Consider the following 15,187-nt stretch of genomic DNA (forward strand, 5'->3'; position numbering starts at 1 on the left):
CAAATCCGGCAACGGAATGCCGAGGTCGCTCGTTCAAGGAGCCATATGGGAACTCGCCGTTGGACCATCCCGCTGGGCGCCATTCTCGTGCATCTGGGCATTGGCTCGGTCTACGCTTGGAGCACCCTCAACCGTCCCATCATGACGGCTCTGCCCACGCTGCCGTGGTGGGCCAGCCCCCCGTACACCACCTTCACCAGCGCCCTGGTGCTCTTGGGGCTGAGCGCCGCCACATGGGGTCCGTGGGTGGAACGTCGCGGCGCGCGGGCGGCCGGGCGACTGGCGGCCCTCTGCTTCTCGTGTGGCCTCATTGTCGGCGGCGCCGGACTCCTCCTCCGTCAGCCACTGCTGCTGTTCCTCGGCATGGGGATTCTGTGCGGGATTGGCTGCGGCATTGGCTACATCGCGCCGGTGAGTACGCTGGTGAAATGGTTCCCCGACCGGCGCGGCATGGCCACGGGGTTTGCCATCATGGGGTTTGGCGGCGGGGCCTTCCTGGCGGGGTACGCCAACGCGTTCCTCATTGAGCGGGTCGGTGTGGCCAACACCTTGTTCGTGTTGGGGGGCGTGTATCTGCTCATCATGCTGGCCGGTGCGAGTTTATTGCGACCAGCGCCCGCGTCACCGCGTGTGGAGGCGGTAGCCGCCACGCCGTCCAATCACCCACGCATCGTCTCCGACGGCATGACCCGCGCGGCAGCCGTGCGCACGCCGCAGTTCGCGTTGCTGTGGGGCATGTTGTGCATCAATGTCACGGCCGGCATTGGCATTCTCGCGCAGGCCAGTCCCATGATGCAGGATCTGTTTGGCCGGTCACCCAAGGAAGCCGCAGCGGTGGTGGCCATCATCAGCGTGTTCAACGCCGGTGGGCGGTTGCTCTGGTCGAGCGCCTCCGACCTTATTGGACGACGTACGACGTATCTGGTGTTCTTCGGCGCCCAGATTGGGTTGTTTCTGCTCATACCGGTACTGGCCAAGCTCGGGGCGTGGTATCCGTTTCTGGCGTGCCTGCTGCTGGTGTTCACCATGTATGGCGGCGGGTTTGCCACCATTCCAGCGTTCCTGGCGGACCTGTTTGGGACCGCGAATGTCGGAGCCATTCACGGCGCGCTGCTGACGGCATGGAGCGTCGCCGCGGTCCTGGGCCCGGTCATCATTACGGAGCTGTCATCACGGGCGCGGGCGGCGCTCGCCCCTGGCATGTCGAACGTGGCCATCTACGACCAGCCGCTCCGGCTGCTGGCTGGGTTGCTGGCGGTGGGGCTGGTCCTCACGCTCCTGGTCAAGCCGGTGCGAGCGAGATCCGGGACGTAAGACGACCGCACCACGGATAAGAACCGAGGGGTCGCGGAATATGCGCGGATACATCGCGCGCTTGCGGCAGTAACCTTCCGATACGTCCAGACGATTTCATTGCTGGATCCGTGTGCCATCGGCGACCATTCTGTTCCCTTCCATAGGTGCTGGTTAGGTGTGTTGCTCCGCCTCAATGGGTGCTACATTCGCGAGCTCAACCCTCTCGCCCGCGAGCCCATATGCGCCCCATGCTTGCCCTGCTGTTGCTGATGGTGTTGCCCACCGTGGCCGCGTCGCAGTCGGCCAACCCGCGCTTTGGGCGGTGGCTGCTCAAGAGTGATGCGCTCGCCCCCATCAGCAACATCATGACGTACGAGCCATTTGGTGAGACGGGCATGAAGGTCACCATTCAGGCGGTGAACGCCAAGGGCGACACCACGCGCTGGTGGTACACGACCGCGTTCGACGGCCGCGAAATGCCGGTTACGGGGAACGCGTCGCAAACGCACGCCGCAGTACGCACGATCTCGCCCTTCGTGAACGAGATTGTCAACCTGAACAACGGCCGGATCACGCAGCGGCTCACCAATGTGCTGTCCCCCGACCACAACACGATTGCCGTGATCTACATGCGCCAGGATGCGGCCGACAAGACCACAGCGGTCACCTTTGCGACGTACCTGCGCATTCCTTGAAGCGGAGAATGTCCATGCGCCCCTTGCTCCTGCTTGCGACAACCACGGCCGTTGCCACTGCGCTGCGCGCCCAACCCGCTCCGTACGACCTGCTTCTGCGCGGCGGCACCGTTATCGACGGCACCGGACGCCCAGGGGTGGTGGCCGATGTTGCCGTTCGCAACGGTGTGATTGTGCGTGTTGGCGACCTCTCCAGGGTCCGTGCCACAACGGAACTGGATGTGCGCGGCCGCATGGTCGCTCCGGGCTTCATCAACGTGCACAGTCATGCCGATGTGCGTGGCCTGGCAACAGCGGCCAACATGCTCACACAGGGCGTGACCACGGAGTTACTCAACGCCGATGGCGGCGGGCCGTTGGATCTCACTACGCAGGCGGCGCAGGTGCAGCAGAGTGGACTGGCTGTCAACGTCGCGGCCAGTGTGCCCTTCAACAGCATCTGGGCGGCGGTGAACGGTGCGTCCAATACCCGTCCCGACAGCGCGCAGCGGGCCCGCATGCGGTCCATGGTACAGCAGGGGCTCGCCGCCGGCGCCTTTGGCATCTCGGCGGGGCTCGACTACAAACCGGCGTACTTCGCCTCCGTGGCTGAGGTAACGGATGTCCTCGGCGTGGCGGCGCCGTGGCGGACGTTCTTGACCAACCACGATCGGCTCACGCCGGAAAGCGGCTTCAATTCGCTGGTCGGGATGCACGAAACCATGGCGATTGGCTTTGGCACGTCGCTGGTGCCCGTGTTCACCCACATGAAGCTGCAAGGGCGCACGCAAGGGAACGCGGCCCGAATTCTCGACACCATGCATGTCGAATCGCGCCGCAATCGCTGGGTGGCCGGTGATGTGTACCCTTACCTGTCCGGGCAGACAATGCTGGTGTCACTCATCATCCCCGGTTGGGCGCAGGATGGTGGGCTCGCCCCCATGCGCGCCCGCTTTGCCGATCCGGTGCAGCGGGCGCGAATTGTGCGCGAATCGGACGACGCCATTGCCGCCCGGTTCACCGGGGCGGCGGGCATACTGCTGGGCGATGATGGCAGCACGTTGCAGCAGTACATGATGGCGCAGCAGATCACATCACCGGGCGAGGCGGTGGTGCGCATTCTCGAGACGCGCATGCCGTCGGCCATTCTGGGGTTTGGCGCCGAGGCGGATCTGGCGCAGTTGATTGCCGATCCCGACATCGCCATTGCCTGTGATTGCGGAGCGGCCGCGGCGCAGCGCGTTTCGCATCCTCGCTACTTCGGGACCTTCCCGCGTGTGCTGGGCCGCTATGTGCGTGAGCAGCGAGTGCTGTCCTGGGAAGCGGCCATTCGCAAGATGACCTGGCTGCCGGCCTCCCTCATGGGGCTGCTCGACCGGGGACTTATTGCCCCGGGCATGGCTGCCGACCTGGTAGTGTTTGACTCAAGTACCGTCATGGATCACGCCACGTACGCCAACCCCACGGCGCCCTCCACCGGTGTGGTGCATGTGGTGGTGAATGGCACGCTGGCGCTGCGTGAGGGTACGCCCACTGGTGCACAGGCAGGGCGCACGCTGCTCCGTCCGACCGAGGGGATCAGCCGGCCAGCCGCGATGCTCACGCAGACGGATACCGACCAGCGGGTGCGGAACGCGATTGCCGTGGCCATGGGGACGAACCAGCGATTCACCATCACCGCGACCGGTATTCCGCAGCGCGCTGGTCAGTGGTGGAGCGTGACCGGGGTGGGAGGCTTCAGCGCCCGCGAAGAGCGCCCGTTTCTCGTGGTCTACGACGACAAGGATCCCCGTCAACCCGGTCGAGCCACCGTGTCGGTGTGGCTGGACGGGCAGTACAGTACGCAGCCGCTACGCGCGCGGTGACGATACAAACGCTTCCTGCACAATTTCCCATCCCATCGCGCCCAACTGCCATTCGGCGGTGTAGCGCCCCTCTTCCACGTGGGCGCGCCCCTTGACCCGCCACCGCCCCACCCAGTGGCCGATTTCGCTGGCGTGGGTGCCATCGTCGGCAATGGTGATTTTGTCGGGCGTGCGGACGTAGCCGCCAACGCCGGTCTCAGCCATCTGTTTTTCCCAGGCCTCGCGGTTGGCTGCCTTGCCACGCAATTCAGGGCCGCCAGCGACCTGTACCACGATGTCGTCACTCATGAAGGAGATGACGTAGTTGGCATCGAGTGATGCGATGGCGGCGTTGGACTGACGGCGCAGTGCACGAATATCGGCGGAATGGTCTCGCATACGGGGAATATCACACCGAGCACCCCAGATAAAAACAGAAAGCGCCGAGCAGTCATGCTCGGCGCTTCCCTGTGCCATCCGCAGAGAACTTGTCGGCCTGAGGCCGCGATGGCGCCTGCTGCCATCTAAGTCCGCGTTGGCACCCGATTGGCAGGAGCTCCAGATCCTGCCAACGGTGCGTTCCACACGGAGGTGGAATGAAGCAGCGGGTCAATGCACGCGGTGCCTTCTCGCTTCGCCTCTCAAACCTCGAGGAATCGGGATCGATCCCCGACCCGCCGAACCATCGTGGAGGCATCGCCCTCACTCTGCACCACAAACATGGTATTGGCGGAGACGGTGCACCATAGGGAAAACCCGGACACTGGGTCTACCACTGCGGCAGCGGCCACCTCAACCGGTGGTACCGAACTGCCGCGTGAACTTCACAAAGATACTGCGCTGCTGCGGGCGAACCCAATTGAAGAATCCGGTCGCATCACGGCCATCGTTGAGCACGACGAAGAGGCCGGTGCCGGCCGTATTGAGCCAGCCGAAGCGTACGTTCGCGGACCAGATGCTTTGCTGATTGTTGTACTGCGTCAGCGTTTGTACGAAGATGCGCGGCGTGAAGAAGTAGTTGAGTCGCACGGCCTGCAGCGTCCGCTTGAAGTTCCCTTCCGGCAGGCGGACATCGTTGTGGTCCACCGTGAGTGAGCCGGAGAAAGTGGCGCCGCGACGGACCGTGAGGGTGCCGCTCCCCCCGTTGCGTGTGCCCGTCCAGAAGTTGCCGAAGTCGAAGCGACCAGTGGCCGTGATGTTTTCGCTGGGGTCGGTGGTGTAATCGAAGCCCAACGTGCCCCACTGGTACTGGCCCGCTGGCAATACCACTCCTGGCGAGATCTCAAACGGCTGCGTGAGTCCTTCCTGCGAGATGTTCCATTCGGGACCGAAGCGTGAGCTGTTGGCGAACTCGATTTCCGTCACGTCGATATGCCAGTATCCCGTTTGGCGAAAGCCATCTTCGATATCGTAGAAGCCGCGATAGCTGACGTGCGGATTCCATTGCCGAAACCATGCCCACTCCGGCTTGCGCCAGAGATACATCGCCATGGCGTCGAAGGCCCGGTATCCAGCGGGACGACTCATGAAGCCCACTTCCGGATTGAAATCTTCCCCGATCTGCGCGACCCGCGCGTTTGCGTTGAAGACGTTCGTGGCGAATGCCGCCCGCGCACTGTATGCCATGTCGTCTCCGGCACGCCCCGGCGTGGAGGTCTTCGCGGCCCACACATCGGTGGTCCACTTCTGCCCCAGTCCCCAGCGACCATCAATGGCAAACGTGCGATTCACATTGCCCGCGTCTTCCGTGGAAAGACGCTGCACGGCCATGAGCCCCAGACGCGAGCGCGCGCCAACTTCCCGTATGGCACGCGCGACGGAATAGGATTGGCCGGAGGTTCCAGCTTCCGGTGCGTCGGTCACCATCTGCAACAAACCAATGGTCGTATTTCCCACACGTCCCGACAGTCGCCCACCACCGAGAATCGGTTGCGGCGTTCCAGTCTCGGATATCCCAATGCGTCGCGTGAAAAAGAGATCCACCGCCTGTGGCGTGCCGGCGGAGAACACGCCGGCGTTTTCGAGGAAGAACGGCCGTTTTTCCGGGAAGAAGATCGGGAAGCGCGTGAGGTTCACCCGTTGATCATCCACTTCGACCTGCGCGAAGTCGGTGTTCACGGTGAGATCGAGCGTCAGCGCCGGGGTAACCCCGTACTTGATCTCTCCACCAAACTCTGAGGGAGAGGTGGACGACTTGAGACCACTGTTCCAGCGCGCCTGATTTGACGTCAGCACGTAGGGGGTCACCGTCTGAATACGCCGCACGGGGAGCGTGAGCTCCGCCAGATTACCGGCCAGCGACAGACGATAGAGGTTGAACTGGCGGGGAATGAACGACCAATACAGCTCTTCGTTCTTGCGACGAATCATACGTGCCACATTCAGCCCCCACGTCTGCTCGCCATTCGCCGACTGGTAACGCAACGTGGAGTACGGAATGCGGAACTCCGCACTCCACCCCAGAGAGTCCACCGTTGTCGCCACCGCCCAGCTGGCGTCCCAGTTCACGTTGAAGCCGCCCATGGCGCCGGCCTGCATACGGTTCTGCCCAGGCACGTTGGTCCCCCCCCCTTCGCCTTCCCGGATCACCTGCCCATCGTACTCAATGCCCGCCGGCGTGGTCGCAAAGACGAAGCCGTTCTGATGATCGTGGTAGGTGTCGAAGATGAACGCGACGTAATCGCTGTTCGCGAGCGTCACGTCGCGGATCTTTTCTCCGGGGATGATGAGCGACGGCTGCCGATCATACATGCGGGCGCCGATGTACAGATACTTGCCATCGCTGGCGAAGCGTACATCGGTGCGCTCAGACGCGGGCACCCCTTCGTTCAGTTCGCGCTGCACGAATTCGGAGACCGGGGTACCCTGTTGCCACAGTGCCTCATCGAGCCGGCCGTCAATCACCGGGGTCGCTCCGTCGGCCATCTTGATCACATTGACCGTGGGACGCGGGCGGGCACGCGCAGCGCGGGCAAAGGAATCGGCTACCGCGGCGTCAAGGCGCATGCCGCCAGCCGGCGGTGCAGGTTGCGCGGCGGCACCGGAGGCGGTGAGCGCAATGGCAAGACCGGCCAGAGACAACCGGGAGGTGCGGGAGGGGAGCGTCGGCATGTGATGCGGTAGGGTGTGAGGCGGAACCTCCCAATGTACGCTTTCCGGCGGCCAACCGTTCGGCGGGCATAGCGCCTCCGAAGCCCAGACCACGCCTTGCCGATCGCCGGTGGGAGTCTGCACTGGACAGAACGGCTCCACGGCAGCCGATTACCCCTATGTCTTCTGACCCCTCTTCCCGTCGCCAGTTTCTGGCGTTCTTGGCCGCCAGCCCACTCGCGGCGGCGGCTGGCATTGATGGCGAATGGCTGGCCCGTCTGGGCTACTCCACGGCGGCCAGCGACGCGGTGCTGGGGGCCGCCGATACAATGGCGTCACGCGCGATGGGCACGCACGGCGTGCTGCAGCCGCCGTTGATCAGCAAAGCGGCGGATGCGCTGGATGTGTTCGACTTTGAAGGCGTGGCCAAACAGAACATTCCGGTGGCGCACTGGGGCTATCTCATGACGGGCACCGATGACGACGGCACCATTGCCGCCAATCGGGCCGGCTTTGATCGCTATACGCTCAAACCGCGCCGACTGATCGACGTAAGCAAGGTGGACGCCAGTGTCTCGTTCTACGGAACCCGATATCCATCCCCCATTGTGATCAATCCCCTGGGGAGTCAGAAGGCGTTTCACAAGGAAGGGGAGGTCGCCGTTGCCAAGGCGGCGCGGGCCAGAGACCACCTGATGGTACTCTCTACCGTGGCGACCACGTCCATTGAGGACACCATTGCGGCCCGTGGTGGCCCGGTGTGGTTCCAGCTGTACCATCAGAGCGACTGGTCGGTGACGAAGCAGATGGTGAAGCGCGTGGAGCGTGCGGGTGCGCCCGCCATTGCCTTCACGGTGGACCTGCTGGGCGGCAGCAACCGCGAAACCATGATTCGCGAGGCGCGCAAGGACACCCGTGATTGCATCAAGTGCCATATGGGTGGCGCGCCGCTGCCGGGGGTAAGCGGACGGGTGGACGACCGCGACAACCGCCGCAAACCCAATCTGGTGGGCTACGAGAAACTCCCGCCGCAGCTCGAGAAGGGGACTCCCACGTGGGAGTTTGTGGATCGCCTCAAGCAGAGCACCGGCATGAAGGTGCTGCTCAAGGGCATCGTGACCGCCGAAGATGCCGCTCTTGCCGTTGAACATGGCGTCGACGGACTCTTCGTCTCCAATCATGGCGGACGCGCCGAAAACTCCCGACGCGCCACCATTGTCTCCTTGCCCGAAGTGGTGATGGGTACCGGCGGCAAGATCCCCGTGATCTGCGACGGTGGGTTCCGCCGAGGCACCGACGTGTTCAAGGCCATTGCTCTCGGCGCCACCGCCGCCGGTATTGGCCGGCCCTACATCTGGGGGCTCGGCGCCTTTGGACAGGAAGGGGTGGAAGCGGTGCTCGCCATTCTGCGCAAGGAGTTTGAACTCACCATGAAGCAGAGTGGCACCACGTCGCTGTCACAGATCAACGTGCGGCACATCGGGATGGCGTAACGTCCAGGCGGTCCACAACATCCACACGGACTGCGCCACCACCACGGCCCCGAACCCCTGCACATCCAGGCGCAGATGCCCGCTGGCCATGCCCAGCCCCTGGGCAGCCGACACGATTATCCCCAGCAACCAGAGCCCACGCGGAAAACGCCCGTGGGCACGCATCGCGAGCGACCAGAAGAGGAACGCCATGGACGTGAGTCCCACGAACACCTTGGCGAAGGCTTGATTGATCGTGCCGGTATAGTGCAACTGCTGCAGGAAGAGCTCGCGATCGCTTCCAGCGGCTGACACAAGGCGCTCGGCCACGGCCGAGGCAATGAATCCGCTCGTAGCGGCGGCAATCATGATGGCAACCACTGCCAGCAGGTATGACACCGTGCCCGTCAGCGATAACACGGCCTGATGTCGCAGACGCCAGGCAACGGCCAGCATACCGGTGGTGAGGAGCGGCATGGCTCCAATGGCCAGCGCGTGCACGAAACGCCCAAGTGATGCTTGCAGGTGTGCCGACGGACCTTGCACCATATCGGCGCCCGTGGGATGAAACGCCATGGTGATGAGAATGGCCGCCGATCCGACCGCTAACGCAAGGGCTGCCTGTGAATCCCGTGACATGAATACTCCCGTAACTGGTTGCGGAGGCGTAGTGCAGTGCGAAGCTTTGGGGCTGGGCTGTGTAGCTCCGTGCACCTCGTTCCCGCGCAGGGTACTGCGCTTTCCATTGCTGCGTCTGCGATGTCGAACAAACCGCGGTCTGCTGTTCAACAACCCGGAGATGACGACGCTCGCGTCGAGCGGAGCCTCCGCGCGCTGCGCGTGGCGATTGCGGAGCTGTTGACGGAGCGCGCATTCAGCGACATCACGGTACAACAGATCATTGATCGGGCCGGTGTGGCCCGCGCGACGTTCTATGCACATTTCCGCAACAAGGACGATGTGCTGTACAGCAGCTACGAGCGCATGTTTCAGGGGATGGAAGCCCACCTCGATCGCGCGCCGTCGCGGCCGCCGCGGCTGGCACCCATGGCGGAGTTGCTCACCCACCTTGGTGAGTCCGGCACCGTGTTTGCGTCACTCAAGGCATCCGATCGGCTGGAGCCTATCTGGAGTCTGGGTACCGATTTCCTGGCCGACATGATTGAACGACGCATGAACCGGTTTGGGGGAATGCCGGTGATGGACCCGCGACTGGCGGCGCGCATGCTGGCTGGCGCCTGCATCGAGATGACGAAGTGGTGGCTTGAGCATCCGGGACAACTCACGGCGCAGGAAATGGACGCCAACTTTCACACCATGGCCCGTCGCGTGTGTTCGGCGCCTGGCGTCGTGCGGTCATGAGGCGATGCGTGGGCACCTGGAAGGTGCGACTGCGTAGGCTGCTGCCCCTTTTTCTTGTGGTCCCGACAGGGCTGCTGGCGCAGTCCGCAACGGGGGCACCAGCACCAGCGCACGATCTGTTCGCTCCGCTGAAGAACATCGCCCTTGCCGGTGATCGCCCGCTGGTACTGACCGTGGGAGGACAACTGCGCTGGCGCGAAGAGTTCTTCCGCGGATTCAATACGCTTCCCCTGGCTGACGATCATGCGCAAACGCGCGTGCTGCTCACCACCGAACTCGTGGCGGGGCGGCGCACCGGCGCCTTCGCGCGTCTGTACGCCGAAGGGCGTGATGCACAGAGTTACGGTCGCAACTTGCCGGGTGGGGTGCGCAGCAACGACGCCGACCGTGCGGATTTTCAGACGGCCTACATTGATGCCGGGTATCGCAGCTCTCTGTTACGGGTAGGTCGCCAGGAAATTGGACTGGCACGCGAGCGCATGTTCGGAGCGCCGGACTGGTCCAACACGCGGCGCAGCTCCACCGGGGCCCGCTTGCAGCTGGTGCATAAAGCGTTCGCCCTGGAAGCGGTGGACGCACGTCCCATCATTGTGCGATTGCGTAAACCCAATGTGGCCGACAGCACCCAGCGCTTCCGTACCCTGTCCATTGGCAGCAGTGCGGGGGCGCGGCCGTTGGCACGCGGACTGCCTTCGCTGTGGCAGAGCTATTGGTACGAGCAGTCCGTTCGCCCGGCGTCAGGTCTGGCCAATCGTGCCTATCGCCTGACGAGCGGCGGTCGGGTGCAGTGGCAGTGGCGCACGGCCAAAACGCACGCCGTCAGTCACTCGCTGGAGTTTGAGGGCGCCCGGCAGTTCGGCACGGTGGGCACACGGGACATTCAGGCTGGCTTCTGGGTTGCCGAAGCGCAGTGGCAATTCAAGCGGGTGCTGGGAGCACCAACGCTGGCGTTGGGGGTGGAAGAAGCCTCCAGTGAGCGTCCCGGCACCAGCAATACGCTGGAAGTCTTCTCCGTGATGTATCCCGCGGCGCACCAGCACGGTGGTTACGCCGATGTGATTGGGCGCCCCAATGTCCGGGAGTTGCACGCCATCTCGCAGTGGAATCCACATCCTGCCCTGGATCTGCGTGGGGCGCTGTACTGGTTTGATCGCCTCCGGTTGGACGATGGCGTGTATACCAAACAGAACACCCTGTTCCGTGCCGCGGGCACGTCCCGAGCGCGCCATGTCGCGGAGGAAATCGACGTGACCGGTACCTGGCGGGCGACCACGCACCTGCGGGTCATCTTTGGCGGCGCGTTGGTGCTGCCTGGCGCGTTCCTGCGCGAAACGTTGGCCGACACGCAAACAGAGCGGTGGGGGTTCGTTGGCACTACCTTCGTATTCTAGACGTGCCATCACCACTTGCTCATTGATCATGTCCGACGACACTGCATTTCCACCCTGCCCGTCCTGCTCGTCGCCCTACACGTACGAAAGCGGCACGCTGCTGGTGTGCCCGGAGTGCGCGCACGAATGGACGGCCGGTCCGGCGGCGGCCGTGCCTGCGTCCGAGAGCACCAGCATCCGGGATGCCGTAGGCAATGTGCTGGCCGATGGCGATACGGTGACCGTGATCAAGGATCTCAAGATCAAGGGCACCTCCTCGGTGGTGAAGGTGGGCACCAAGGTGAAGAACATCCGTCTGGTGGGCGGCGACCATGACATCGATTGCAAAATCGATGGCATTGGCCCCATGAAGCTCAAGTCGGAGTTTGTGAAGAAGGCGTGACGCTCGCGCCATGGGAGGCGTGCCACAAAACGCCTCCCCGGTAGCGCGGAAAACCAGCGTACTTGATGCTGGCAATATCACAGTCGGCCGCAGCGCAAGCGCTGCCGGCGTCCAAGGCCTGCTGTGCAGCATCCTCCATGGCACCAACGCAGTGCGCAACGATATCCTGAGGGCCAGCTGCGACGGGCGATGAGTCATTGACCGTCAGCCCCCAGGCGGCGAGCGTGCCGTATACGGTTTCTCGCGCGTGCCCCTGATGCACCAACTGCTCAATGGAAGCGTCCCGTGCGTTTCGGATAATGGCGCCGAGTGCCGCGACATCGACACCTGACTTTTCCGACTTTCGCACATCCCGTTCCGCAAAGAATGCGTACACCAACGCCTGCCGCTGGGGACTGGCGAGACACTCCATGAACGCCGCGCTTTCGTACGCGCTCCCGCTCTCAAAGTCGAGCGTCACTGCAGCCTCAACGCAGTCCACGATGCGGGCGGGTGAATAGAGATTGCGATATGCCGAGGGCAATGTGGCCCGTGCCGCAGCGATCTCAGCCCCCGCCAACGAGGAATCCTGCAGCGCCTTTCCCTCTCGCGCGCGGCGCAGCGCACCACCCTCCCGCGCGAATGCGTGGGCGCGCGACATCGCCTCGACCACCGGTTGCTCATGCACGACATCCAGCAGACCGGCCTGCACCGCCTCATTGGCCGCCAGGCGGCGGGCAGTCAACATGAGATCGAGGGCCAGTGCAGCACCCGCCAACCGCGGCGCGCGCTGGGTTCCGCCGGCTCCCGGCAACAGTCCAAGCAATACTTCGGGGAAGGCGATCTCTACGGCGGGTGATGCCACCCGATAGTGGCACGCCAACGCTACCTCCAGGCCACCGCCCAGGGCCGGCCCCTGCATGGCCGCGACGATCGGCTTGCGGCACAACTCCATGCTGTTGCAGACCGTGTTCAACATGGGATCAAGCCGTGGACCGGCAAACTCCCGGATATCCGCGCCGCCAATGAACACCGTGCCGGTACTGCAAAGCACCATAGCACCCAGCGTGGCATCGGCTTCGAGTTGCTCCAGGGCGTCCATGAGTCCGACCCGAACGGCATGACTCAGCGCGTTGACAGGCGGATGGTCGATGGTCACCACGAGGACATCGCCGTCGCGGACGGTCTGTACCAGCGCAGTCATGTGTACTCAGTCCGGAATAACGGCCGTCACTTCAATCTCCACCTTCGCCCGTTCTTCCATGAGGGCCACCACCTGCACGGCCGTCATGGCAATGTCGTAGTGGCCGATGAGCTCACGAAAGGCCGCACCTATCCCCGGCAGCGCCTCACGATACTCATCGCGATTGGTGACATACCACGTCATGCGGACGATGTGGTGCGGTGTCGCCCCGGCTGCCGCCAGCACTTCCACGACATTGGCCAAGGCCTGTCGCGCTTGCAGTGCAAAATCATCCGTGTGAAAGATCTCGTGCTCGTCCCAGCCGATCATGCCGGCGACATGGATCTGTTGCCCGCGCGCCGCCACGCCATTGGCGTACCCGCGGGGCCGCTTCCAGCCTACGGGGAGAAGTGGGGTATTCATGCAGACTCCGTCGGTGTCGCCATGAACGTTTCGATGGCGTCGCGCAGATCAGTGGGAAAGGCCATGGAGCGATGGGTGTCGAGATTGGTGCAGACAATGACTTGTCGCGCCTCAACACGCACGCCGTTGGGACCGTGCACCATGAGCTGCAGGGTGAGGGATTTGTTCCCGAGCTGTTCCACTTCGAGGCCGAGTGTAATGAGGTCGCCCATGGTGCTGATGGCCCTGAAGTCTGTTTCGAAGCGCACGGTGGGGAGCCCCACCCGTCGGGGGCCCAGCAGGTCACCGTACGCGATGCCAAGCCCTTCAGTGACCCAGTCATCGACGAGATTCTGAAACATCACGTAATACTGCGCAAAGAACACGATGCCAGCCGGATCGCAGGCGCTAAAGGGCACCCGCATCTGTTTGGCGAAACGGGGACGCGCTGGAGAGGTCTCAGCCAATGTGAGGACGGTCATGGCGCATACCCCGACTCAAGTTCGTGCAGACGGAAGCGCTGCAACTTGCCGGTCGTCGTTCGCGGCAGCTGCGCCACAAACGCCACAGCGCGCGGATACTTGTACGGCGCCACCGACTGTTTCACGAAATCCTGCAATGCTTTTACCATGGCGCCATTTCCTTCGTAGCCGGGACGCAGTACCACATACGCCTTGACGATCTGCCCGCGCTCCGCGTCGGGGACGCCGTACACGCCGCATTCGGCCACTGCCGGATGCAGCAGCAGCACATTCTCCACTTCCGGGCCCGCAATGTTGTAGCCGGAAGAGATGATGATGTCATCGGTGCGGGCACTGTAGTGAAAGTATCCGTCCACGTCGAGGAAGTACGCGTCGCCGGTATAGTTCCAACCGTCTTTCACATACGACCGCTGCCGTGTATCGCGCAGGTAGCGGCATCCGGTGGGTCCTTTCACCCGGAGCTTGCCCACCGTACCCACCGGCACCGGTTGACCGGCATCATCCACCACCTGGGCCACATAACCCGGCACGGCCTTGCCGGTGGCGCCAGCCCGCGCCGTGGCTTCGTCGGCAGAAATGAAAATGTGCAGCAGCTCCGTGGCACCAATACCATCAATAAGCTCAATCCCGGTGATATCACGCCAGAGTGCCCGGGTCGCTGGCGGCAGCGCCTCGCCAGCGGAGACGCATTTGCGCAGCGTGGTCTGGTGGAGGAGCTCCTGATGCTGCGCCATGGCGCGATACGAGGTGGGCGCCGTGAACAACACGGTGGCCCCGAACTCCCGAATGGCCTCCAACAGATGCGGTGGCGATACCTTCTCCAGCAGCACGGCAGTAGCACCGATCGTCATGGGGAAGAGCACCAGCCCGCCCAGCCCGAAGGTGAAGCCCAGCGGTGGACTTCCCATGAAGACATCGTGCTCGGTGGCGCGCAGCACATGCGGAGGCCAACAGCGGCAGATGGCGAGCACATCCCGGTGAAAGTGCATGGTGGCCTTGGGCACACCCGTGGTGCCGGAGGTGAAGGCCAGCAGGCAGGTATCGTTGGCCGCCGTATCCACATTCACAAACGGCACATCATGACGGGCCATTGCCGCTTCGAGACCGCCCGGCCCGGCGTCGTGATAGCAGCAGAGTTCCCGCAGCCCGGGCGCCGTACGCTGGGCCTCGCGCAACTCCTCCACCAGCGTGGCGTCACACAAGGCATGCGACACCTCCGCAATGGCGATCATCGTGGACAGTTCCTTGGCGCGCAGCATGGGCATGGTGGTGACCGCTATCCCTCCAGCTTTGATCACGGCAAACCAGCACGCCACCAGCATGGGATGATTGGCGCCGCGCAGCAGCACCCGATTGCCGGACACCAGTCCCATGTCCTGCACCAGAACGTGCGCAATGCGATCGGCCCGCTCCTGCAATTCGCGATACGTCCAGCGAATGCCTGGCGCCAGCAGACATGCCCGATCGCCCCATCCGCGCTGCACCGCGCGGTCCAGCAACTCCGTCGCGCAGTTGAGCTGTTCAGGGAACTGCAGCGAGGGGAGCGTGAAGAGAAACTCCGGCTGCTCCTCGACTGGCGGGAGGTGATCGTGGGCGAAGGTATCGACGTGGGCGCTAGGCATCGGCGGGC

The 15,187-nt window shown here is 63.7% G+C and carries 14 protein-coding genes; 7 read left to right on the forward strand and 7 right to left on the reverse strand.

What is annotated here, in order from left to right; genetic code table 11:
* Window positions 1-45: 45 nt before the first annotated feature.
* The 3 genes from GEMMAAP_RS16760 (at window position 46) to GEMMAAP_RS16770 (ending at window position 3,835) form a co-directional block, all read left to right on the forward strand.
* Window positions 46-1,314 carry an OFA family MFS transporter gene (locus tag GEMMAAP_RS16760; RefSeq protein WP_053333592.1) on the forward strand — a complete coding sequence of 423 codons (1,269 nt, stop codon included), beginning with the start codon at window positions 46-48 and terminating at the stop codon, window positions 1,312-1,314.
* A 230-nt stretch (window positions 1,315-1,544) separates the two neighbouring features.
* Window positions 1,545-1,991 (forward strand): hypothetical protein, encoded by a 447-nt coding sequence (locus tag GEMMAAP_RS16765; RefSeq protein WP_158514907.1) that lies wholly within the window; start codon window positions 1,545-1,547, stop codon window positions 1,989-1,991.
* A 14-nt stretch (window positions 1,992-2,005) separates the two neighbouring features.
* Complete coding sequence (locus GEMMAAP_RS16770; protein WP_158514908.1) at window positions 2,006-3,835, forward strand: N-acyl-D-amino-acid deacylase family protein; 1,830 nt, start codon at window positions 2,006-2,008, stop codon at window positions 3,833-3,835.
* On the opposite strand, the gene GEMMAAP_RS16775 is transcribed toward GEMMAAP_RS16770, so the two are convergent.
* Window positions 3,821-4,213: a YybH family protein gene (locus GEMMAAP_RS16775; RefSeq protein ID WP_053333591.1), complete on the reverse strand. Its 393-nt coding sequence runs from the start codon at window positions 4,211-4,213 to the stop codon at window positions 3,821-3,823. The genes GEMMAAP_RS16770 and GEMMAAP_RS16775 overlap by 15 nt on opposite strands.
* 393 nt (window positions 4,214-4,606) lie before the next feature.
* Entirely contained in the window at window positions 4,607-6,925 is a 2,319-nt protein-coding gene (locus GEMMAAP_RS16780) for a carbohydrate binding family 9 domain-containing protein (protein WP_053333590.1), read from the reverse strand.
* 158 nt (window positions 6,926-7,083) lie between these two features.
* Here GEMMAAP_RS16780 and GEMMAAP_RS16785 point away from each other — a divergent pair, with 158 nt between their 5' ends.
* Complete coding sequence (locus GEMMAAP_RS16785; protein WP_026848287.1) at window positions 7,084-8,397, forward strand: alpha-hydroxy acid oxidase; 1,314 nt, start codon at window positions 7,084-7,086, stop codon at window positions 8,395-8,397.
* Here the strand turns inward: GEMMAAP_RS16785 and GEMMAAP_RS16790 are convergent.
* Entirely contained in the window at window positions 8,362-9,015 is a 654-nt protein-coding gene (locus tag GEMMAAP_RS16790; RefSeq protein ID WP_026848286.1) for a hypothetical protein, read from the reverse strand. The genes GEMMAAP_RS16785 and GEMMAAP_RS16790 overlap by 36 nt on opposite strands.
* A gap of 120 nt (window positions 9,016-9,135) precedes the next feature.
* Between GEMMAAP_RS16790 and GEMMAAP_RS16795 the strand changes: the two genes are divergently transcribed.
* The 3 genes from GEMMAAP_RS16795 to GEMMAAP_RS16805 are packed head-to-tail and all read left to right on the forward strand — an operon-like array spanning window position 9,136 to window position 11,511.
* Complete coding sequence (locus GEMMAAP_RS16795) at window positions 9,136-9,738, forward strand: TetR/AcrR family transcriptional regulator (protein ID WP_026848285.1); 603 nt, start codon at window positions 9,136-9,138, stop codon at window positions 9,736-9,738.
* On the forward strand, window positions 9,735-11,129 hold the full coding sequence (locus GEMMAAP_RS16800; protein WP_145979201.1) for an alginate export family protein: 1,395 nt from the start codon (window positions 9,735-9,737) through the stop codon (window positions 11,127-11,129). The genes GEMMAAP_RS16795 and GEMMAAP_RS16800 overlap by 4 nt, the downstream gene beginning before the upstream one ends.
* Window positions 11,130-11,157: 28 nt before the next feature.
* Window positions 11,158-11,511 (forward strand): zinc ribbon domain-containing protein YjdM, encoded by a 354-nt coding sequence (locus GEMMAAP_RS16805; protein ID WP_043579353.1) that lies wholly within the window; start codon window positions 11,158-11,160, stop codon window positions 11,509-11,511.
* On the opposite strand, the gene GEMMAAP_RS16810 is transcribed toward GEMMAAP_RS16805, so the two are convergent.
* Genes GEMMAAP_RS16810 through GEMMAAP_RS16825 form a run of 4 tightly spaced genes read right to left on the reverse strand, consistent with a single transcriptional unit; the run spans window position 11,483 to window position 15,179 of the window.
* Complete coding sequence (locus GEMMAAP_RS16810; RefSeq protein WP_026848282.1) at window positions 11,483-12,694, reverse strand: enoyl-CoA hydratase/isomerase family protein; 1,212 nt, start codon at window positions 12,692-12,694, stop codon at window positions 11,483-11,485. The two genes, GEMMAAP_RS16805 and GEMMAAP_RS16810, sit on opposite strands and share 29 nt — an antisense overlap.
* Window positions 12,695-12,700: 6 nt before the next feature.
* Entirely contained in the window at window positions 12,701-13,096 is a 396-nt protein-coding gene (locus GEMMAAP_RS16815) for a RidA family protein (RefSeq protein ID WP_026848281.1), read from the reverse strand.
* The gene (locus GEMMAAP_RS16820) at window positions 13,093-13,557 is read right to left on the reverse strand and encodes an acyl-CoA thioesterase (RefSeq protein WP_053333589.1); all 465 of its coding nucleotides are present in this window, start codon (window positions 13,555-13,557) and stop codon (window positions 13,093-13,095) included. Before GEMMAAP_RS16820 ends, GEMMAAP_RS16815 begins: the two co-directional genes overlap by 4 nt.
* The gene (locus GEMMAAP_RS16825; protein WP_026848279.1) at window positions 13,554-15,179 is read right to left on the reverse strand and encodes an AMP-binding protein; all 1,626 of its coding nucleotides are present in this window, start codon (window positions 15,177-15,179) and stop codon (window positions 13,554-13,556) included. Before GEMMAAP_RS16825 ends, GEMMAAP_RS16820 begins: the two co-directional genes overlap by 4 nt.
* Between the last annotated feature and the right edge of the window lie 8 nt (window positions 15,180-15,187).

The sequence above is a fragment of the Gemmatimonas phototrophica genome (assembly GCF_000695095.2).
In the GTDB taxonomy this organism is placed as follows: Bacteria; Gemmatimonadota; Gemmatimonadetes; order Gemmatimonadales; family Gemmatimonadaceae; genus Gemmatimonas; species Gemmatimonas phototrophica.